The sequence below is a fragment of the Cedecea sp. genome (assembly GCF_036500665.1).
In the GTDB taxonomy this organism is placed as follows: domain Bacteria; phylum Pseudomonadota; class Gammaproteobacteria; order Enterobacterales; family Enterobacteriaceae; genus Cedecea.
Map to the genome: position 1 here is coordinate 72,333 of NZ_DASYBS010000029.1, position 22,104 is coordinate 94,436.

Below are 22,104 nucleotides of genomic sequence, written 5' to 3' on the forward strand. Positions count from 1 at the left end.
ATCTTGTGCAATCGATGCTGTTACATAGGTTTGTGCCGGGAAAGTGCGCACAATGGAACATTCCGGTAATCCTGGTGACGAAAACACGTTACACTAACTCCGTACCCAACTTGATGGCTAAGCAGGAAAGAGCACATGGATATCAATAATAAAGCCCGAATTCACTGGGCGTGCCGCCGTGGAATGCGCGAGCTCGATATTTCGATTATGCCGTTCTTCGAACATGAATACGAAACGCTCAGCGACAGCGACAAACGGCTGTTTGTCCGCCTGTTGGAGTCTGACGATCCTGACCTGTTTAACTGGTTGATGAACCACGGTAAACCTGCGGATACGGAACTCCAGCGTATGGTTACCCTGATTCAGACTCGGAATAAAGAACGTGGTCCTGTGGCAATCTGATCTTCGGGTTTCCTGGCGAGCGCAGTGGCTTTCATTGCTCCTCCATGGCCTGGTGGCGCTACTTGTGCTGCTGATGCCGTGGCCGATGAGCTACACGCTCATCTGGATGCTGCTGCTCTCTCTTGTGGTTTTCGACAGCGTGCGCAGCCAGCGCCGTATTCACGCACGTCAGGGTGAAATCAAACTGTTGACGGATTTTCGTCTGCGTTGGCAAGGGCGTGACTGGGATATTGTCGGTAATCCGTGGGTGATAGATAGCGGCGTGATGCTAAGACTGCGTCGGCCGGGTAAGCACCGTTGCCAGCATCTTTGGCTGGCCGCTGACAGCATGGATATCGGTGAATGGCGTGATTTACGCCGCCTGCTGATGCAACAACAGGCGAGCAGAAGCGGGCAGGTTTAGGCGAAACGCTCGGCCATTTCGCCAAGAATTTGCTCGCACCAGGTTTCAATGCGTTCGTCGCTCAGGTCGTACTGGTTGGTTTCATCCAGCGCCAGGCCAACAAACAGCTGCCCGTCTGCAATAACCGGTTTGGGACTGGTAAATTCGTAACCTTCGGTTGGCCAGTAGCCAATAAACTGTGCACCGCGAGGCGCCAGCTTGTCGTGCAGCATACCAAGCGCGTCAAGGAACCATTCACCATAGCCAAGCTGGTCACCCATTCCGTACAACGCCACGAGTTTACCATCCAGATTCAGCTCATCTAACTGTGGCCAAACGGCTTCCCAGTCTTCCTGTAGCTCGCCAAAGTCCCAGGTCGGGATGCCGAGGATCAAAACATCATACTGCTCCATCATGGCCGGAGTATCGTCTTTCAGGTTATGCAGCGTCACCAGCTCCGGACCAATGATGTCGCGAATTTTTTCGGCCGCCATTTCGGTGTAGCAGGTGCTGGAGCCGTAAAAAAGACCAATGTTCATAACAGTAACAACTCATTTTAATAGCGTACAGATGGCCAAGTGTACCAGATCCCGCCCGCCATCATGCATAATGGACACAATTCGCCAAAGTGGGAGTCGAGAGTGGAGCAGGATAAGACCCGTATCGAACAATTTCTGGATGCGCTATGGCTGGAGAGAAATCTGGCTGAAAATACGCTCAGTTCTTATCGTCGCGATCTCACTATGGTGGCAGAGTGGCTGCAGCGTCAGCAGCGCAGTTTTTTAACCGTTCAGGCTGCGGATTTACAGGCGCTGCTTGCGGAGCGTATTGAGGGCGGTTATAAAGCCACCAGCTCTGCGCGGTTACTGAGCGCCATGCGGCGATTATTTCAGTATCTGTATCGTGAAAAAATGCGCGAGGACGATCCCAGCGCGCTGCTTTCATCCCCTAAACTGCCCCAGCGCTTGCCGAAAGATTTAAGTGAGGCGCAGGTCGAGCGGCTGTTGCAGTCTCCCTGCACCGACCAGCCCATTGAGCTGCGCGATAAAGCGATGCTTGAAGTGCTTTACGCAACGGGGCTGCGCGTGTCGGAGCTGGTTGGGCTAACGATGAGCGATATCAGCCTGCGGCAGGGCGTGGTTCGCGTGCTCGGTAAAGGCAATAAAGAGCGTCTGGTGCCGCTGGGCGAGGAGGCTGTTTACTGGATTGAGCAATACCTGAAGTATGGCCGCCTGGAAATGCTTAACGGGCAGTCGCTGGACGTTTTGTTCCCCAGCAGTCGTGCCCAGCAGATGACGCGGCAAACCTTCTGGCATCGCATTAAGCACTATGCCGTATTGGCTGGCATCGACAGTGAAAAATTGTCTCCGCACGTTTTGCGGCACGCTTTTGCCACCCACCTGCTGAACCATGGCGCGGATCTTCGTGTCGTACAGATGCTGCTGGGCCATAGTGATTTGTCCACCACACAAATTTATACACATGTAGCGACGGCGCGTTTACGTCAGCTTCATCAACAGCACCACCCTCGAGCGTGAGTGCCACAAGAGATAAAGGAATCCTCATGAAAAAAGGTTTTTGGCTGCTTTCGCTGCTGGCCGCTTCAGTTTCCGGTTTTGCCCACGCGGATGACGCCGCCATTAAACAATCACTGGCGAAGCTGGGCGTACAGGGATCAGACATCCAGGCTGCGCCGGTTGCCGGGATGAAAACCGTGCTCACCGACAGCGGCGTGCTCTACGTCACCGAAGACGGCAAGCATGTGATTCAGGGGCCGCTTTACGATGTGAGCGGCGCGCAGCCGATCAATGTGACTAACCAGCTGCTGGTTGGCAAGCTGAACGCGCTGGAAAAAGAGATGATTATCTATAAAGCGCCGAAGGAACAGCACGTGATTACGGTATTCACTGATATCACCTGCGGTTACTGTCACAAGCTGCACGAAGAGATGAGCGACTATAACGCGCTCGGGATCACCGTGCGCTATCTGGCCTTCCCGCGTCAGGGGCTGAAAAGCCAGGCTGAAAGCGATATGAAGTCCATCTGGTGCGCAAAAGACCGCAACAAAGCGTTTGATGCCGCAATGAAGGGCGGCGACGTTGCTCCGGCAAGCTGCGACATCAACCTGGCTAACCACTACAACCTCGGCGTACAGCTTGGCGTGCAGGGGACGCCGGCGATTGTCCTGAGTAACGGCAGCATGATCCCTGGCTATCAGGGGCCGAAAGAAATGAAACAGATGCTGGATGCCCACAAACAGCTGATGAAAACAGGTGGTTAATCTCGGGTGAAACAGCAAACGCAACTCCGCCGCCGGGCTATAGACAGCTCGGTGGCGCTTCCGGCTACGCTGCCTTCTCTGTTACAGCGGTTATATGCCAGCCGTGGCGTACGCGATGAGCAGGATCTCGAACGTGGTGTTAAAGGGATGCTGCCGTGGCAGCAGCTCAGCGGTGTCGAGCAGGCTGTCGCCATGCTTTACGGCGCCTTTCGCGAAGGGCTGCGCATTATTGTGGTGGGTGACTTTGACGCCGACGGGGCGACCAGTACCGCGCTAAGCGTCCTGGCACTGCGCAGCATGGGCGCTGAGAATATTGGTTATCTTGTACCCAACCGTTTTGAAGATGGTTATGGACTTAGCCCGGAAGTGGTCGATCAGGCTCACGCCCGCGGCGCGCAGATGATAGTGACCGTCGACAACGGGATCTCCTCTCATGCGGGCGTTGAGCGAGCCCATGCGCTGGGTATCCCGGTGCTGGTTACCGATCACCATCTGCCGGGGGAAACACTTCCCGCCGCCGAAGCGATCATTAACCCGAATCTCGCAGACTGCGAGTTTCCGTCTAAATCTCTGGCCGGTGTCGGCGTCGCGTTTTATCTGATGCTGGCGCTGCGCACGCATCTGCGTGATAACGGCTGGTTCGAACAGCGTGGGCTGGCCATTCCTAATCTGGCCGAGCTGCTCGATTTGGTGGCGCTGGGCACCGTGGCAGACGTGGTGCCGCTGGATGCCAACAACCGTATTCTGACTTGGCAGGGACTAAGCCGCATTCGCGCGGGTAAATGCCGCCCAGGCATTCGGGCACTGCTTGAAGTGGCGAATCGTGAACCGCAAAAAATTGCCGCCAGCGATTTAGGGTTTGCGCTGGGACCGCGGCTTAACGCCGCTGGAAGACTGGACGACATGTCGGTTGGCGTGGCGCTGCTGCTCAGCGAAAACATTGGTGAAGCGCGAATGCTTGCCAATGAACTTGATGCGTTGAATCAGACACGCAAAGAGATTGAGCAGGGGATGCAGGTTGAAGCACTGACGCTTTGTGAACAGCTGGAGCGCAGCAGCGAAACGCTGCCCTACGGGCTGGCGATGTATCATCCGGAGTGGCACCAGGGCGTGGTCGGTATCCTTGCTTCGCGCATTAAAGAGCGGTTCCATCGTCCAGTGATTGCATTTGCACCCGCCGGGGACGGCACATTAAAGGGTTCTGGCCGTTCGGTGCAGGGGCTGCATATGCGCGATGCGTTAGAGCGCCTCGACACGCTCTATCCAGGCCTGATGCTAAAATTTGGCGGTCATGCGATGGCCGCAGGGCTGTCGCTGGAAGAGGCTCGCTTTGAGGAGTTCCGCCAGCGCTTCGGAGACCTGGTTGGTGAGTGGCTGGACCCCGCGCTATTGCAGGGGGAAATCTGGTCCGATGGCCCGCTTTCTGCGCAAGAGATGACGCTTGAAGTCGCTGAGATGCTGCGCGATGCCGGGCCGTGGGGGCAAATGTTCCCGGAGCCGCTGTTTGACGGCAAGTTCCGAATTCTTCAGCAGCGGCTGGTAGGCGAGCGGCACCTCAAGGTGATGGTGGAGCCGATTGGCGGTGGTCCACTGCTTGACGGTATCGCCTTTAATGTTGATACCACCTGCTGGCCGGACAACGGCGTGCGTGAAGTTGAGCTGGCCTACAAGCTGGACGTGAACGAGTTTCGCGGTAACCGAAGCGTGCAGTTGCTCATCGATCACCTCTGGCCAATATAGTCTGCATTCTTGACGTTACCGCGGCGTTAACTGCTCTCGCTCTCCCGAATCACTTACACAGGTATGTGATTCGGGATGCGTCCATTGCCGCCTTGCTGCAATGCTAATTACTTGGCTATATGTCAGGGACAATGCTACAAAATGCGGCGTAGATCCGGTAAACTTTCCGGTTTACGACCGCATTTCGTCTTCTGAAATCAACATAAGAAATTAAGCATGTTTGAAATTAACCCGGTAAAAAGCCGCATCCAGGACCTCACAGAGCGCAGCGACGTTCTTAGGGGGTATCTTTGACTACGATGCCAAGAAAGAGCGCCTCGAAGAAGTAAACGCCGAGCTGGAACAGCCCGATGTCTGGAACGAACCTGAACGCGCACAGGCGCTGGGTAAAGAACGTTCCGCGCTGGAAGCGATTGTCGACACCTTAGATCAAATGGCTCAGGGCCTTGAAGATGTTTCCGGCTTGCTGGAGCTGGCGGTAGAGGCCGACGACGAAGAGACCTTTAACGAGGCCGTTGCCGAGCTGGATCTGCTGGACGCCAAGCTGGCACAGCTTGAATTCCGCCGCATGTTCTCTGGCGAGTACGACAGCGCTGACTGCTACATCGATATCCAGGCAGGTTCCGGCGGTACGGAAGCGCAAGACTGGGCGAGCATGCTTGAGCGTATGTACCTGCGCTGGGCAGAAGCTCGTGGTTTTAAAACCGAAATTATTGAAGAGTCCGAAGGCGAAGTCGCGGGTATCAAATCCGTGACTATCCGTATTCAGGGCGATTACGCTTTTGGCTGGCTGCGTACTGAAACCGGCGTGCATCGCCTGGTGCGTAAGAGTCCGTTTGACTCCGGTGGCCGCCGCCATACTTCGTTCAGCTCCGCGTTTGTTTACCCGGAAGTGGACGACGACATTGATATTGACATCAACCCGGCGGATCTGCGCATCGACGTTTATCGCGCGTCCGGGGCGGGTGGTCAGCACGTTAACCGTACGGAATCTGCGGTGCGTATTACCCACGTCCCAACCGGTACCGTTACCCAGTGTCAGAACGACCGTTCGCAGCATAAGAACAAAGATCAGGCCATGAAGCAGATGAAAGCGAAGCTGTACGAGCTGGAAATGCAGAAAAAGAATGCTGAGAAGCAGGCGCTGGAAGACAACAAATCGGATATCGGCTGGGGCAGCCAGATTCGTTCTTACGTCCTCGACGACTCCCGTATTAAAGATCTGCGTACCGGGGTTGAAACCCGCAACACGCAGGCGGTACTGGACGGCGATCTGGACAAATTTATCGAAGCAAGTTTGAAAGCAGGGTTATGAGGAACCAACATGTCTGAACAACAAGCACAGGGCGTAGACGCGGCAGTCGATCTTAATAATGAACTGAAAGCGCGCCGCGAGAAGCTGGCTGCTCTGCGTGAGCAGGGCATCGCTTTCCCGAACGACTTCCGTCGTGACCACACCTCAGACCAACTGCATGCTGACTTCGACACGAAAGAGAACGAAGAGCTGGAAGCACTGGGTGTAGAAGTTTGCGTTGCTGGTCGTATGATGACTCGCCGTATTATGGGCAAAGCGTCCTTTGTGACCCTGCAGGATGTTGGCGGCCGCATTCAGCTGTACGTTTCCCGCGACGACCTGCCGGAAGGTATCTACAACGAACAGTTCAAAAAGTGGGACCTGGGCGATATCCTCGGCGCCCGCGGTAAGCTGTTCAAAACCAAAACCGGCGAGCTGTCCATTCACTGTACCGAACTGCGTTTGCTGACCAAGGCACTGCGCCCGCTGCCGGATAAATTCCACGGCCTGGCCGATCAGGAAACTCGCTACCGCCAGCGTTACCTTGACCTCATCTCTAACGATGACTCCCGTAACACTTTCAAAGTGCGTTCGCAGATCATGGCCGGCATCCGTAAATTCATGGTTGGCCGCGACTTTATGGAAGTCGAAACCCCGATGATGCAGGTGATCCCTGGCGGCGCGTCCGCGCGTCCGTTCATCACTCATCATAATGCGCTGGACATCGATATGTACCTGCGTATTGCGCCTGAGCTGTACCTGAAGCGCCTGGTGGTGGGGGGGTTCGATCGCGTATTCGAGATCAACCGTAACTTCCGTAACGAAGGTATCTCTCCGCGCCATAACCCAGAGTTCACTATGATGGAACTCTACATGGCTTATGCGGATTACAAAGATCTGATTGAACTGACTGAATCCCTGTTCCGCACCCTGGCGCAGGACGTTCTGGGTACCACCGAAGTGAAATACGGTGAAGAGATCTTCGATTTCGGCAAGCCGTTTGAAAAACTCACTATGCGTGAGGCCATCAAAAAACACCGCCCTGAAACCAATATCGACGACCTTGACGATATGAACAAGGCCGTGGCGATTGCACAATCCATCGGTATCAAAATCGAGAAGAGCTGGGGTCTGGGCCGTGTTGTGACGGAGATCTTCGAAGAAGTGGCAGAAAGCCACCTGATTCAGCCGACCTTCATCACCGAATACCCGGCAGAAGTCTCTCCGCTGGCGCGCCGTAACGACGTGAATCCAGAAATCACCGATCGCTTTGAGTTCTTCATCGGCGGCCGTGAAATCGGTAACGGCTTCTCCGAGCTGAACGATGCGGAAGACCAGGCTCAGCGCTTTGCGGACCAGGTTGCGGCGAAAGATGCAGGCGACGACGAAGCGATGTTCTTCGACGAAGACTACGTCACCGCGCTGGAACACGGCCTGCCACCAACGGCGGGTCTGGGCATCGGTATCGACCGTATGGTTATGCTGTTTACCAACAGCCACACCATTCGCGACGTTATCCTGTTCCCGGCTCTGCGCCCGACGAAGTAATACCCTCATCCCTCCCCACCGGGGAGGGAATACTCTCTAGTTAACCGACGTTTCCGGGGACTGGTTTGCGCAAGGAAAGCATCTTTAAACGCTGGCACATAACGGCTTTGATTATCATGATGAGCCTGCTGCTGACGGCCTGCTCCTCCTCAAAATCGACGAAAAGCACCCGAAACGAAGGCACCTTCAGCGGCGCGGTTTACACCGTGAAACGGGGGGATACGCTCTCTAAAATCTCCCGAATGTCCGGCAGTAGCGTGGGCGAACTCGCCCGGCTGAACGGTATTTCTGCGCCTTATACTCTGCAGGTTGGCCAGCGGATTCGCGTGAAAGGTTCTGCATCGGCGAGCAGGCCTAAAAATACCGCGACGGCAAAAAGCACCTCTGCACCGTCACGTTCCCAAAACACCGCTATTGCCAAAGCTGCGCCGCCGCCGGTGGGGGCGCGTTGCTGGCTGTGGCCGACGAAGGGGAACATTGTTGAGCCGTTCTCAAGCAGCGATGGTGGAAACAAAGGCATCGACATTTCAGGCTCTCGCGGGCAGCCAATTTATGCCTCGGCTGCCGGAACGGTGGTTTACGTAGGCAACCAGCTGCGCGGCTATGGCAATCTGATAATGATTAAGCACAGCGAAGAGTACATCACCGCCTATGCTCACAATGATACGATGCTGGTCAATACCGGTGAGAAAGTCCGGGCCGGGCAGAAGATATCTACTATGGGTAACACGGGGGCGGACTCGGTTCGCTTACACTTCCAGATTCGCTATCGCGCCACGGCGATCGACCCGCAGCGCTACCTTAAACCGTCGTGTTAATACAAAAAGTGCTTGAAAAACCATCACCTGGAAGGAAAGGCACTTGCCAGCGCGGACTGAAAGTCTATAATGCCTAACGCACCTCAAAGCGGGCGTAGTTCAATGGTAGAACGAGAGCTTCCCAAGCTCTATACGAGGGTTCGATTCCCTTCGCCCGCTCCAGAATTTCCCTAACGTATTAATTCCTCAATGTTTTTCTAAACCATACGTGACGGCGCTCGTGATCCTCCTACAACGGAGTGATACAGCCGATGGCTCAGCGTGATAATCTTTATCGACGTTCCAGTGGGATCTACGTTCTGCGGATCACCGCTCCGGTAATATCGGGTTCGTAGTCAATCAGAATTTATTCATGCAGTTAGTGTAAATAAACGCGGCTGAAACCTTACCGTCTTGTTTAGGATGGGCATACACGTAGTCGACGAAGCTTTTATAAAGCGCGATTATCTGGGGAGTGACATCTGATTTGCTATTCATATTATCAAGTCGCTGATAATACTCATTTTTGGTCATTCCATCGTTTCGGCCTTCGGTTACGTTTGCGGTGAATTGAGCCATACCCATACACATCTGCTCTGTTTGATTGGTTACTTTGGCAGGCCGAAGCGCACCTTCAAGCATTTTGTCTCCCGAGATAACGTGCTGCGCCCAGGTGGAATTGTTGGCGATAAACTTTTGAGACCCCGTGGCAATCGCATACTCAACGCGAATCCCCTTGTCGCGATAGCTGCCATTTGGGTCTTTTGTTGCCAGTTTTAAAGAGACACGACAACCGGGAAGCGTTTTGTGTTCTTGAACAGAAACGATAACCGTATCCACGTCACAATCAGCAAAACTGTATTCAGGATCGATGTAAGCATTTGTTTTAAGCAGCAGCCCGGTTAAACCGTTTTTGTATCCCTTTGCTGGAAGCGTTATAAATGCGTTGCGATCTCCTTTTTTGATCGCATCCCGAAAATGGTCCATACCGATGCGTGTCGCCAGTTGATCAATACTTTCGGCTGCGTAGGATGCTGTCGTTGTTGTGACGATCGCGACGGCAAGCAGCGACTTGCCCAAAAAGCCTGTTTGCTTAAGCTGTGTTTTTAACATCTTGCTATTTCCTCGAAATTCATCCCAGCGGTGTTAGTCACCGCATCATAGTCTCTTGATACTAAATATCACGAACAAAGCGAGGCTCCTCGGTGAGCATCTGCACAAATTTAGCGGATAAAAGGGCCATTTTCAGCGCGTCTCTTAATGTGATTGAGGTGCTGTCAATTATTTGCGAGGCTTCATACAGGGTCGGTGATAAACCGCTCAGAACTGTTTGGTACCTTTTACGAAGCACTTGAATACTTCATCTCATGGCGATGACAACGTGTGTGGGCCTAATCCTGGTCGTCATTGTGGCATTGTATCTGCGGTCAAATGGGATAGGCTGAAGAGGGAATAGAGCAATGACAGTGAGTTGAACACAAATGACTCTGAGAATGAACGGTTGGCGGATGCGGTAAATGACAGCCCGTTTTATTTCGAGCTAATAACGATAAGCATTTCTGAAACATCGAAACACAGGTGTTTTTCACAGGCGTTACGGCGGCATTTCATCTTCGCCGGGGAGAGATATTTTGCAAAAAATCCATTCAATATCAGAGCATTTTCTAACCTCGTTGAGCAATCTCGAGTTATTGTCACTTCATTCCGAGATTTTAACGCAGCTGCGCTCAAGGGGCGTAATTCGCACGTTGAATAATCCTGTTGGAGATTATGCCGAGTGGCTAGTTTCTCACGCGCTGGGAATGACGCTGCTCAATAACTCGTCGGCAGGGGCTGATGCCATTGATGCTGATGGCATGAAAGTGCAGATCAAAGCCAGGAGAGTCACGCCGGAAAGTCCTTCCCGCCAACTTAGTGCGTTACGTAACTACGAGGCCGCCGATTTTGATTATCTGATCGCCGTGATTTTCGGTGAGCATTACAACGTTCTTGATGCTTACAAAATCCCCCATGAAGTGATCCGGGATTACGCTCGGCATAGCGATTACGTTAATGCTCATATTGTTATCCTCAAGGGGGCAATTCTTTCTGATCCCCGAGTCATTTCCATTAAATCGCACCTGATTGTCTGTCATTCCGCGCCAATAAATGAAGTCTCTACTGAAACCTCCTCGCTCGAAGCGATGACGGATGATTCGAACAAGCAAGAGAAGATAGCGAATGGCGCTGCCCTGACCGTGCTCCTCAAGGCTATCGGGATGACGTGTTTCGTTACCTACTACCCTCGTTTTGCCGATCCGCATTTATCTGATGCGGATATCATTGAACAACTGCATACGCACGAGGGATATACCGAGAAAAGTTGCCGGAGCCGTCTCAGTAAAGCGCGCAAAATAATCAGGGACGGCCTGAGTATTGAAGCATTGACGCTGATCGCGGCTTCCGGGCGAACACAAGATTCAGTCAGAGATGTTGCGCTTAAACTTATCAGCTCCCTTAGGTAATGCAGCTTTGTGGCTTTGTCGTGCCTCCTGCAAGACTCTCCTTCATTGGCGTCAATCTATAGGGTTACGACATTTCTGGCGCGGCAGAATGCTGATAACTTCCTCATACTCAAAATATTGGCGTTGCCCTGACGACTGTCAGATACGCCTGTACCGTAACGCAAGGCACCATGCGGTATGCCAATGAGCGGCAAGAAAACACCCAAAAAATATTTGGGTGTGGAGCGGTAAACTAGCGGGCGCGGATATTAAGCCATTCGAACAGCATGCTGGCGGTGGCGATGAGCTTGATATTGTTGTTGTAAACATCGTGTTCGGCGTTTACGGCAGCAATATGGTTGTTGTAACGGTCATTTTCCGCGGTGAGCACATCCAGCAGCGTGCGCTTGCCCAGGCGTAGCCACTGTTCGTAATAAATCTTACTGACCTCGTCCGTCTCATTGCTGAGTTTTTTATACTCCCTCGCTTGTACTTCGGCGGCGTCCCGACTCTGGGTCAGGTTCTGAATCTGATACTCCATATCAATACGTGATTGGGTGTACTGCGACTTACTGGCTGAGGCGCGGGCGGATGAAGCCTGAATCGCCGCTCTGTCTGAGCCGCCAGAGAAGAGGTTCCACTGCACGCTCAGGCCGGTGTACCACTGCTCATCATTGCCGTAGCTGTCTTTCGACGTATTCTTGGAAATTACCCAGTTAATTTGCGGCAGGCTACTCGCTTTAACGGCGGCAGCCTGGTGCTCTGAGGCGCTGGCCTCTGCCTGCGCTTTCAGCAAGAAGGGATGGTCCATAATCCTGCTCATCACCAGTGAGGGGGGGATTGGGCGCATGGTCCAGTCGAACTTTTCCGGTAGCGTCACGGCGTTTCCGGTCAGGCGAAAGAGCTTTATTTCCGACTGCCGAAGCTGCTCTTTGACTCTTTGCATCGTGGTTTCTGCCGCCAGCAGCTTCGCCCTGGCCTGCACCAACTCACTATATCTGCCCGCATCCGTTTCGGTGATGTCGCTCAGCATATTCACCAACTTACGCATACGTTCAACGTAATGCAGCGTAATGGTTTGGTTCTGTCTGTAGCGGCTGAAATCAATTAATTCGGTTACCGTGCTAAAGGCAATTTGCTGACGGGTATAGTCATATTGATGCATGGATGCCCTGGCCTGCTGCGTCGCGCTGTCAACGCTTTCGCTATTTCTGCCCCAGTCAAAAATGGGGGTGGTGACGCTAACGGCAAGGCTGCTGTCACCCGGGTGTTTTTGGCCCGGCGTCGAACCGCTGCCAAAAGAGGCCAATGGCGCGGTGGTGCCAAGCTGTACCTGCGGCCAGCGCTGTCCCTTAACCTGATCGATGTCGTAATGTGCCGCGCTGCTGTCCGCGCCTGCAACTTTCACTTCCGGGCTGTAAGCCAGCGCCTGATTGATCGTTTGCTCAAGGTAAGCGCGGGTAGCACTATGGATAAGAGTATCCCGGCTGTGCGGATCGTTTGCCGCCAGCGAGGCGGCGCAGTTGAAGCTCATCGCTATGAGACTTAAGACAAAAATGTTCTTTCGCATCGCATTATCTCTCCCTGAATGCTTCACGCGCTTTTAAAACTGGTTTTAGCAGGTAGGACAGAATGGTTTTCTCCCCTGTTTTAATCTCCACGCTTGCCGTCATTCCCGGGATAATCGGGAAGCTTTTGTCCTTAACATGCAAATTAGAGCCATGGGTTCTGATATACACCCGGTAGTAGGTTGTATCCTCACGTCCCGAGCGAGCTTTGGTTTCATCAATAATCGTATCCGGGCTGATGCTTTCAATCACCCCGCTAAGACCGCCATAGATGGAAAAGTCGTAGGCCGAGATTTTTACCGTTGCCGCAAGTCCCGGGTGCAGGAAAGCGACTTCTGAAGGCTTGATTTTGGTCTCCAGCAGCAAATTATCTTCTGCGGGGATAAGCGACATAATTTGCGTCCCGCGGGCGATAACGCCATCGATGGTGGTGGTTTTAATGCTGTTAATCGTTCCCTTAACCGGTGCCGTAATCAGCGCGTGCTTGATCACGTCCTTACGTCCGACCAGTCTTGCCTCAGCCTGTGCCAGGTCTGATTCAAGACGTGTCAGTTCGCTGTTGGCGTCGGAATGGTATTTGTTGGTGCGGTCCGCAATTTGCAGGCGCAGATCGTTGGCCTGACGGCGTAGACGTAAGATCTCCATATCGGAAATTAAGCCGCGCCTTGCCAGCGGTTCAGAAAGATTGACCTCCTTCTCCGCGAGCATCAAGTTGTGCGAGAGGGCGCTGATACTCTCATCCAGCAGTTTGCGGCGAGTTTGATAGGCTTTTGTCTCATCCTGAACGATGGTATGGAAGTCTTTGATCCCTTCCGGGAAGGTCAGCGGTAAATCATAGGCTTCAGCGCGAGCGCGGGAGATTGCGCCCTTAAGACCGTAGGTTTTTGATAGCTCCTCCTGATAGCTTGCCTCTGAACGGGTAGAGTCAAGTTTAAGCAGCGGCTGTCCTTTTTCGACGAGCTGGCCTTCTTTTACGAACAGCTTTTCAAGCGTGCCATCTTCAAAGCTTTCAATGATCTGTTCGTGGCTGGCGGGGATGACTTTGGCATCGCCTTTGGTTATCTCTTCTACGCGAGCAAAATGAGACCATACCAGCGTTGAGATAACGACGACCGCCATTAGCCACAGGACAATCATGCTCCTCGGGTGCTTCTGTATGACGATAGCGTTTTGCAGATCGTCGAGAAACTGCATGTCCCCTGGCTGTATTTTGGATTGATTACGCATTGGCTGCTGCCTCCTGCCTGGCAGTTACCCCAGAAGCGGCGTGGACTGGGGCCGGTTTACGTGGAGGCTGGCGAAGTTTCGCCATGATGGATTCCTTCGTCCCATCTGCCAGGATCTTGCCGTCTTCCAGCACGATAATGCGATCGACCAGCTCCAGCACCGCCGTGCGGTGGGTAACAATTATCAGCGTTTTGTCCTGGGTAACTATTTTAAGCTGGGCGATAAACCGTGCTTCAGAAGCCGTGTCCATCGAGCTTGTCGGTTCGTCCATCAGCAGAATAGTGGGATCCAACAGGAGGCATCTGGCAAGTGACACCTGTTGGCGCTGGCCGCCTGAAAGCCCTTGCCCCATTTCGCCTATCGGCATGTCATAGCCTGCTGGATGACGGCGCGCGAGTGCATCGATCCCCGTAAGCCTGGCGACTTCCAGGAAGCGTTCCGTGCTAACGGCAGGATCCCCCATCACAATATTGTGGCGTAGCGTGCCCTGAAATAGCCGATTGTCCTGGCATACATAGCCGCAGGCGGTGCGCCAGTCGGCGGGATCAATCTGATTAACGTCCAGCCCGTCCATTGTCATCTGTCCCTGAGTTGGCAGGTACAGGCGGGCCAGAATTTTTAATAGCGTCGACTTACCGCTACCAATACTGCCTAAAATTGCCACCCGTTCACCGGGGCGAATCTGCAAATTCAGGGCGTGCAGAATTTGCTGCGGCTCCTGGACACCGATTTTTGGATAGTGAAAACCGGTCTGATTAAGCTTAATTTCACCTTTAAGCGGTGGGGTCGGTAAAAAATGGGCCTGCTTGTCGCGTTCCGTTGGCATTGCCATCAGCTGATTAAGAGAGGTTAATGCGGTTTTAGCCTGCTGAAAGCGAATTGCCAGGTTAACCACTGCCGCCAGCGGCGACAGCGACCGTCCAGAGAGGATCACCATCCCGACCAGCGCACCCATAGTGAGTTCTCCGGCGTGGATGAGATAGACTCCCCACAGCACGATAAGCACGGTACACACCTGCTGAACGTAGCTGACAAAGTTGCTGGTCAGGCTGGAAAGATAACGTGTTTTCATTGATGACGCGGCGGCAAGGGCGCTGAAGTCATCCCAGCGTTTTTGCATCATGCCTTCTCCCTTCGCCGCTTTAAGGGTTTCAAGGCCAACGATGGTTTCGATAACCAGACCCTGCTTCTGCGAAATTTCGCTGATGTTTTCCTTCATGTATCGCGACAGCGGCCACTGAATAATGACCCCGGCGATAATGATTACCGGTACCGCCAGTATGGGAATGATGACCAACTGGCCGCCAATCATGAACATCACGCTCAGGAACAGCAGGCAGAAAGGGAGATCGGAGAGCGTTGCCAGCGTCGCTGAAGAGAGGAAATCCCGGACGGATTCAAACTCGCGCAGCTGGTTGGCAAAGGAGCCAGCCGAACGTGGTTTGCACTCCATTCTGATAGCGAGCGTCTTACGAAATAGCCGTGAGCCTACGAGAAGATCGGCTTTTTTGCCCGCAGTATCCACGAGGTATGTTCTGATCTGGCGGGAGATAAATTCGAAACTGATGGCGATGAGTACGCCAATCGCTAATGACCATAAAGTGGCATAGGCACCGGTGGGCACAACGCGGTCATAAACGTTCATGGTGAAAAACGTTGTCGACAGCGTCAGAATATTCGCCAGCAGCGCCGCCAGAGCGGCACTGTAAAAATATTGGCGGTAGCGCCAGAGGGTGGAAAACAGCCAGTGACCGGCCTGAGAGGCATCGGGCAAAATGTCGTCATCCGCTCGGGCGGATGGTCTAACAATTGTCTTTGATAATAGAGCATATCCGGCATAGCACTCGCTAAGTTCTGTGGACGTCAGGTGGTTTATTTCTTCTTCCACTGGATCCAGCAGTATGAAGCGCTCACCGTCTTTGCCGAGAAGAAGAGTGTAATCACCTGCAGTGGTTGCAATAATTGCCGGAAAGAGGTCGTCCGGCAGCGTCAGAAGATCTCTCTTCATCCATCCGGCATGAATGCCTGTCTGCTCTAGCATCCTGACGGCAACAGCAGGCGTTAATATTTCACCTCGCGGCAACCCGGCATAGAGGACATCCTGGCTCACCGTTTTGCCATGCTCATTCACTAACCAGGTGACCGCGTTGAGCAGGGTGTCCTTCCCCGCAGGCGCGGCTGAGTGCGTGCTGTTGTGCTCTTTCATAATAGGATTTCGAATCTCTGAAGGTTGGTAATTCCGTTACCTTTATTTATAGGGCAACCCCTGGTAGTACTAATTAAAAAAGAAATAACATTAATGGTTTTTTTTCTTTAGCCGATTTGTCTAATTGTGATTGAGAATGTTCTCTATCATTTTTGTTAGCAGTATTAAGATTTTGTTGTCCCGAAATAATTCAGAAGAGTAAAGATATATTTGCGGCGGCGAAATAATAAAGAATGCCTTGGGTTAATGCATGTGATTAATTTATGAAATCACTGTGAAGATCGTGATTTTCATTATAAGTGCTTATTAATCAATTGATTGTGTTTTCATTCTGAGGCGAGGGTCTGCGCTGCTCTGGTCGCAATCAGATATTTTTCATAGTTATAGTGGTTGAGAAATATATCAATGTTTTTATGCGCAATTTAGTATTAAGCGCAGGCGAGATGATTTGTCGAAACGCCTGATTTTGTATTTCTCTATGGGACTCCATAGCAAAATGATTGAAACTTGTAACCAGGGATAGATTATGACGACCTCATCACACAGTGAAAGTATGCTGACGCATGCTGCAAATATTATTACTGATAAAAGTAATGTTGTTATTGAAGTTGAACCATTAACGCAATTAACCATTCAGGCCCCAGCCCACGGAAGTATTATCCTTAAAAGCGGTGAGGGGCTTGCGGCTGTTAAAAACCTAAAATTCTCGCGCCATGGTGAAAATTTAGAGATCTCTACCCCGCACGGGCATCATCCCGCCGTGGTGATTGAAGGCTACTATGCACAAGAGCAGCCTGCTGACATTTACGGTATGGATGATAAGGATAATCTCTATACCTGGTCTGGCGTGGACAAAACTTCGCAGGCCAGCACCCTGGGCGATGGAGAGAGCAGTATTGCTCAGGCCGAACCTGCGCAGGACAGTTCTGTACCGGTGGGCGAGCCATTGGCAGCAGAGGTTGAAGGGCTGCAGGATGATGATGATGATGACAAAGGCGCTGCTGGCCTGTTTGGTATGTCCGGTTGGGCGGCGGCTGCTGCGGGTCTTGCCACTGCAGCCATTGCCGGTGGCGTCATTGCGGCTTCCCGGCACGACGGTCATTCAGACAGCGATGATAGCGCCACGGCTTCACGGCCCGACAGCGCGAGCAATCTTCAGCTTACGGATAATAAAGGCAACAGCGTTGCGGCTAATACCACGATCGAAGAGTCACACCTGTTGATAAGCGGGCAGGCGACGCCGGGCTGTTCAGTCGTCGTAAAAAACGGTGAAACCGTTGTTGGCACCGCTCCTGTGGATGAAAATGGTTATTGGGAGCTGCCGCTGGAACCGGGAAATGGCAGTCACCACCTTATCACTGAAGTCGTCGATACCGGCGGTAATATCAGCGACCCGACAGACCCCATCACTATTCACGTTGTGCCGGACCTGACCCCGCCGGACGTAGCGCACGATATTACGATTACCGATAAAGACGGTAATATTCTCGAAGGTTCAACGACCAACGACAGTACGCCGACTATCCACGGTAAAGCCGAGGCGGGCACCACGGTTACCATTAAGGATGGCGATCGTGTTATTGGTTCCGCTGACGTTGACCAGAACGGCGACTGGCAAATTACACCAGACCAAACGCTGCCCGAAGGGGGAAGCGACCTGGTTATTGAAGTGACCGACGATGCGGGTAACAGTGCCTCATCCGATCTAAACATCACCGTTGATACTATCCCTCCTCCTGGCCTCATCACGGACATTCAGCTCACCAACGACAGCCAACCGGACAACCCGCAGCCGATCGCGAATGGCATCAGTAACGACAATACGCCGGTGCTGAGCGGATCTGTTAGCGGTGCAGAAGTGGGCGATCGCGTCGTGATTAAAGACGGTGGTGTAACGGTCGGTCATGCTGATATTGGCGCAGACGGGTCCTGGTCATTTACGCCTGAGCTGCCACTGACTGAAGGTGCTCATCATCTGACGGCTGAACTGCAGGACAGCGTCGGTAATGTGGGCGACGCCCAGCCGGTTGAGGTAATCATCGACACCACTGCACCTGATGCAGTACACGATATTATTGTCACGGACCGGGACGATAACCTTCTCGATGGCTCCGCCACCAACGACAACACGCCGACTATCCACGGCAAAGCCGAGCCAGGCACCACGGTAACCATTAAGGATGGCGATCGGGTTATTGGCTCTGCCGACGTGGATCAAAACGGCGACTGGCAGATAACGCCGGACAGCGCGCTGGCTGATGGTGATAACAACCTGACGATTGATGTGGCAGACGACGCGGGCAATAGCACAACGTCGCATATGGTTGTGGTCGTTGATACCACGCCGCCTCAGGGCACAACGGGCGTAACAATCACTAACGATGCGGGTCTGCCCATCGATGCCACCCATCCGACCAACGACAGAACCCCAACCCTCAGCGGACACGTGGATGGCGCTGAGCCGGGTGACAAGGTGGTGATCAAGGATAACGGCACGGTGCTCGGCAGTGCCGCGATTGGCGGCGACGGCAACTGGACGTTCACCCCGGAAACCGACCTCACCGACGGGGCGCACAGCATCACGGCGACCGTAACCGACGCGGCAGGCAACGCCGGGACGCCATCCGCCGGCGTGGATTACACCCAGGACACCGTGGCACCGGGCGGGACCACCAGCGTGGGCATTACCAACGATAACGGCGACGTTATCGACGCCACCCATCCGACCAACGACAGAACGCCGACGGTCAGCGGTCACGTGGACGGCGCTGAGCCGGGGGACAAGGTGGTGATCAAGGATAACGGCACCGTGCTGGGCGAGGCGACCATCGGCGGCGACGGCAGCTGGACGTTCACCCCGGAAACCGAGCTTACCGACGGGGCGCACAGTATCACGGCGACCGTAACCGACGCGGCGGGCAACGCCGGGACGCCATCCGCCGGCGTGGATTACACCCAGGACACCGTGGCGCCGGGCGGGACCACCAGCGTGGGTCTGACCAACGATAACGGCGACGCTATCGACGCCACCCATCCGACCAACGACAGAACCCCAACCCTCAGCGGCCACGTGGACGGCGCCGAGCCGGGGGATAAAGTGGTGATCAAGGACAACGGCACGGTGCTGGGCGAGGCGACCATCGGCGGCGACGGCAGCTGGACGTTCACCCCGGAAACCGACCTCACCGACGGGGCGCACAGCATCACGGCGACCGTGACGGACGCGGCGGGCAACGCCGGGACGCCATCCGCCGGCGTGGATTACACCCAGGACACCGTGGCGCCGGGCGGGACCACCAGCGTGGGCATTAGCAACGATAACGGCGACGTTATCGACGCCACCCATCCGACCAACGACAGAACGCCGACGGTCAGCGGTCACGTTGAGGGTGCGCAGGCGGGTGACAAGGTGGTGATCAAGGACAACGGCACCGTGCTGGGCGAGGCGACCATCGGCAATGACGGTAAGTGGACATTCACCCCGGGAACTGACCTAACCGACGGGGTGCACAACATCACGGCGACCGTGACCGACGCGGCGGGCAATAGCGGGACGCCATCCGTCGGCGTGGATTACACCCAGGATACGACCAACGGCAATAGTACGTCGATCGGTATGTCCTCCGGGGGCATCTCTACCGCTGACAGTACGCCACAATTTGTAGGAACTGTGAATGCCTCAGATGGCGATAGCTACAGCGATCTGACGGTGACTATTTTTGATGACAAAAACAACGACGGCAAAATTGATAGTGGCGAGTTGTTGGCCAGTAAGGTGATCGTCAATGATGACGGTAGCTGGAGCTACGAGCTGGAAGATAACCAGGCTCTGGAGGACGGTGCTCACCATATCAAAGCGGTGGTGGTGGATGCTGTCGGTAATGATTCGGCAGCTTCCGGGCTAAACGGTTCGCCGGATGGCAATCTCGCGGTACATGCAAAACCAGCCTCGGTAACCGGAGAGCAGAATCATGATTTCTTTGGCTATTCAGTTATCAACTCGAAGAGCTTCGCTTCTGCAGATGGTCACGATACATTGGTCTTTTCTGCTCCAAGAGCCCCGTCTTCTGTAGGAGGAGAAGGAGGGGCACAGTATGTGATTCTGGATACGACTAAGCTTGCCGGTGGTAAGAGTATTGAGGATCTACTGGCCAGTGACGCATCAATTGGCTTTAAGATCAACGCGACAACCAAGGACCTGCCTGGTCAGGAGCCAAATTATACCGATAACCGTCTTGGTACCTATCTGGCGGTGGGCGATATTGATGGCGATGGTGTGGATGATTTGCTGATCGCAGGACAGCAAAACGGGGTTTGCTTCCTGCTTAACGGTGCGGCTATCCGCGATCACCTGGATGCCATTCAGGCCGCTGGTGGTATTAATCTTGATGACATTATTGATGGCAGAAGCCCTTATGGGTGTGCCATTTACGTTAAGGATGAGTTCTGGTTTGGCGCTTCAGCGACTTTTGTCCCGCATAAAGATGGTCACGGTAGCGATCTATTGATCGGCGATATTTCCAGCGCATGGGGGGATGAACGTGGTATCGCAACAGGCATCCGAGGCGGCTCCCAGTGGACGTGGGAAAACATTATGCTGCAACGCAGCGATGTGCTTGATAAGGATAATGCTAAAGATGGAGCCTACGGCGGCGAATGGATCTGGGAGAACCATGAAGACCAGACATTTACCATTCAGCATGATAGGCCTAATGACTCAAATGAGCAGGCCGTGGCAAATGGCACCGTAAGTCAGAACTTTGCCGATGAAATTCAGGTTGTTGGCGATGTGAATGGCGATGGCAATAGCGATATCATCTTTGTCGACCCTTATGCTATTCATGGCGGTGTTGATACGGGGACGGTCTATCTTTATTTCGGCGATGCTGACGGTTTAGATAGTTCCAGAATTTCTGATTTATCTACAGACCAGCTGGTTCGTATCAATAACTCTGGGGTAGGTCATCTGGGACAGTGGGATGGCGGGATTATGAACTCAGGCTTATCGGGGGAATGGTCTCCAAACCATGCAGTTGCGGGACTTGGAAATTTCAGTGGAAAAAACAGCAGTTTTGCCATTGGATCGCCAGGGGACGTGAGTGAGGGAGCCTGCGGCAAGCTATGGGTTATTTTCGGCGGTGAAAATATCGGCGGAGGTGATGGCGTCTTAAATACCAGTGAAATTAACGGCAGCAACGGATTCTCAATTGTCAGTAAAAATCATAGCGGTGGTGGGTTCGGCGTCAACGTACTCAGTGCAGATATGAACGCTGATGGTCATCAGGATCTTATCTTTGCCGATATCAATGCTAAAAACCCTGCAGGGATACAAACCGGCGCCGTGTATATTGCTGATGGCAGTAAGGATTTCGCAGCCCTGGCAGCAGATGCCAACCATCATGGGGTGCTAACGCTTCAGGAGCTGATTGATAAAGGTTGGGTTACTGCGGTGTATGGCTCCGTTGCAGGTCAGCAGTTTGGTTCTTCACTCGCGACTATAGATCTGGATCATAATGGCGTTCTTGATCTGTCAGTGGGATCGGTAAAAGTGAACGCGTCTGGTGTTCTGGAAAATGGTTATGGACAACAAAACTTTGTTTATGACCCACTCAGCCCGGCCCCTCTCTCCCGGTCTATGTCCTTCTCTGAAGAGGATGACAGTCACTCGCCTTATCTGCTCGATGGCGATCACCAGAATGTCGATCTTGCCAATCTGACAGCGGCGCTGAAGGGGACGCATAATCTGGATATGTCGGACAGCAACACGACCCTGACTATGGACAACCGCACCGTAGACAGCATGGCCAACGAAAACGGCGAAGATCATTCGCCGCTGATGGTCACTGGAGAAAACGGAAACGTTGAGCTTAGCGGCGGCGCGGAAAACTGGCATTCCAGCGGTACGGTGACCGTTGATGGCACGGTATATCAGGAATTCCAGAGTAGCGGACAGTCTGAGGTATTAATTGAGGATCGTATTCACGTCACTATCCTTTAACATTTAGCACCGGGGCATAGCGTGCACGCTATGCCCTTTTATTCTCCTCGCCCATGCATTTATCTCCATACTGCTTATCTACAAGAAATACCTATATCCATACTGTCTTTATCCTTATTGTTTGATTTTATTTTTATTATTAACTTTCTATTATTTTCTTAACCATGGAACTGTTATT

Annotated in this window: 15 protein-coding genes and 1 tRNA gene; 11 read left to right on the plus strand and 5 right to left on the minus strand. The window is 53.3% G+C overall.

Annotated elements, in window-relative coordinates:
- Positions 1-135 precede the first annotated feature (135 nt).
- Together sdhE and VGM55_RS04905 are read left to right on the plus strand one after the other, a co-directional pair.
- Positions 136-402, plus strand: a complete 267-nt coding sequence (gene sdhE, locus VGM55_RS04900; RefSeq protein WP_154189300.1) for an FAD assembly factor SdhE — start codon at positions 136-138, stop codon at positions 400-402.
- Positions 383-805 (plus strand): protein YgfX, encoded by a 423-nt coding sequence (locus tag VGM55_RS04905; protein WP_331634773.1) that lies wholly within the window; start codon positions 383-385, stop codon positions 803-805. Before sdhE ends, VGM55_RS04905 begins: the two co-directional genes overlap by 20 nt.
- Here the strand turns inward: VGM55_RS04905 and fldB are convergent.
- Positions 802-1,323 (minus strand): flavodoxin FldB, encoded by a 522-nt coding sequence (gene fldB / locus VGM55_RS04910; protein ID WP_154189299.1) that lies wholly within the window; start codon positions 1,321-1,323, stop codon positions 802-804. The genes VGM55_RS04905 and fldB overlap by 4 nt on opposite strands.
- A gap of 102 nt (positions 1,324-1,425) precedes the next feature.
- Here fldB and xerD point away from each other — a divergent pair, with 102 nt between their 5' ends.
- The 7 genes from xerD (at position 1,426) to VGM55_RS04945 (ending at position 8,627) form a co-directional block, all read left to right on the plus strand.
- Positions 1,426-2,322, plus strand: a complete 897-nt coding sequence (gene xerD, locus VGM55_RS04915) for a site-specific tyrosine recombinase XerD (protein WP_331634774.1) — start codon at positions 1,426-1,428, stop codon at positions 2,320-2,322.
- 26 nt (positions 2,323-2,348) lie between these two features.
- Positions 2,349-3,065, plus strand: coding sequence for a bifunctional protein-disulfide isomerase/oxidoreductase DsbC (gene dsbC, locus VGM55_RS04920; protein ID WP_154189298.1), 717 nt, complete (start codon positions 2,349-2,351; stop codon positions 3,063-3,065).
- A gap of 6 nt (positions 3,066-3,071) precedes the next feature.
- Positions 3,072-4,805, plus strand: coding sequence for a single-stranded-DNA-specific exonuclease RecJ (recJ, locus tag VGM55_RS04925; protein WP_331634776.1), 1,734 nt, complete (start codon positions 3,072-3,074; stop codon positions 4,803-4,805).
- A gap of 216 nt (positions 4,806-5,021) precedes the next feature.
- Positions 5,022-6,120 (plus strand): peptide chain release factor 2 gene (gene prfB, locus VGM55_RS04930; protein WP_154189297.1). Its coding sequence is split into 2 segments (ribosomal slippage): positions 5,022-5,096 and positions 5,098-6,120, totalling 1,098 coding nucleotides; the frame shifts between segments, so codons are not numbered across the junction.
- Positions 6,121-6,129: 9 nt separating this feature from the next.
- Positions 6,130-7,647 carry a lysine--tRNA ligase gene (gene lysS, locus VGM55_RS04935; protein WP_154189296.1) on the plus strand — a complete coding sequence of 506 codons (1,518 nt, stop codon included), beginning with the start codon at positions 6,130-6,132 and terminating at the stop codon, positions 7,645-7,647.
- A 65-nt stretch (positions 7,648-7,712) separates the two neighbouring features.
- The gene (actS, locus tag VGM55_RS04940) at positions 7,713-8,465 is read left to right on the plus strand and encodes an amidase activator ActS (RefSeq protein WP_331634777.1); all 753 of its coding nucleotides are present in this window, start codon (positions 7,713-7,715) and stop codon (positions 8,463-8,465) included.
- A gap of 88 nt (positions 8,466-8,553) precedes the next feature.
- Positions 8,554-8,627, plus strand: a tRNA-Gly gene (locus tag VGM55_RS04945).
- A 177-nt stretch (positions 8,628-8,804) separates the two neighbouring features.
- Here VGM55_RS04945 and VGM55_RS04950 read toward each other — a convergent pair.
- Positions 8,805-9,557 carry a hypothetical protein gene (locus VGM55_RS04950; protein WP_331634778.1) on the minus strand — a complete coding sequence of 251 codons (753 nt, stop codon included), beginning with the start codon at positions 9,555-9,557 and terminating at the stop codon, positions 8,805-8,807.
- Between the two features lie 518 nt (positions 9,558-10,075).
- Between VGM55_RS04950 and VGM55_RS04955 the strand changes: the two genes are divergently transcribed.
- Positions 10,076-10,948, plus strand: coding sequence for a DUF6998 domain-containing protein (locus VGM55_RS04955; protein ID WP_154189294.1), 873 nt, complete (start codon positions 10,076-10,078; stop codon positions 10,946-10,948).
- 232 nt (positions 10,949-11,180) lie between these two features.
- Here VGM55_RS04955 and VGM55_RS04960 read toward each other — a convergent pair whose 3' ends face one another.
- From VGM55_RS04960 to VGM55_RS04970, 3 genes are read right to left on the minus strand one after another with little or no spacing between them, the layout of a single operon-like run.
- Positions 11,181-12,497: a TolC family protein gene (locus VGM55_RS04960; protein WP_154189293.1), complete on the minus strand. Its 1,317-nt coding sequence runs from the start codon at positions 12,495-12,497 to the stop codon at positions 11,181-11,183.
- A 4-nt stretch (positions 12,498-12,501) separates the two neighbouring features.
- Positions 12,502-13,722, minus strand: coding sequence for an HlyD family efflux transporter periplasmic adaptor subunit (locus VGM55_RS04965; RefSeq protein WP_154189292.1), 1,221 nt, complete (start codon positions 13,720-13,722; stop codon positions 12,502-12,504).
- Positions 13,715-15,928: a type I secretion system permease/ATPase gene (locus tag VGM55_RS04970; protein ID WP_154189291.1), complete on the minus strand. Its 2,214-nt coding sequence runs from the start codon at positions 15,926-15,928 to the stop codon at positions 13,715-13,717. The genes VGM55_RS04965 and VGM55_RS04970 overlap by 8 nt, the downstream gene beginning before the upstream one ends.
- 526 nt (positions 15,929-16,454) lie before the next feature.
- On the opposite strand from VGM55_RS04970, the gene VGM55_RS04975 reads away from it, so the two are divergent.
- A complete protein-coding gene (locus tag VGM55_RS04975) occupies positions 16,455-21,926 on the plus strand; it encodes an Ig-like domain-containing protein (RefSeq protein WP_331634779.1) in 5,472 nt (1,823 codons plus the stop codon).
- The last annotated feature ends 178 nt before the right edge of the window (positions 21,927-22,104 follow it).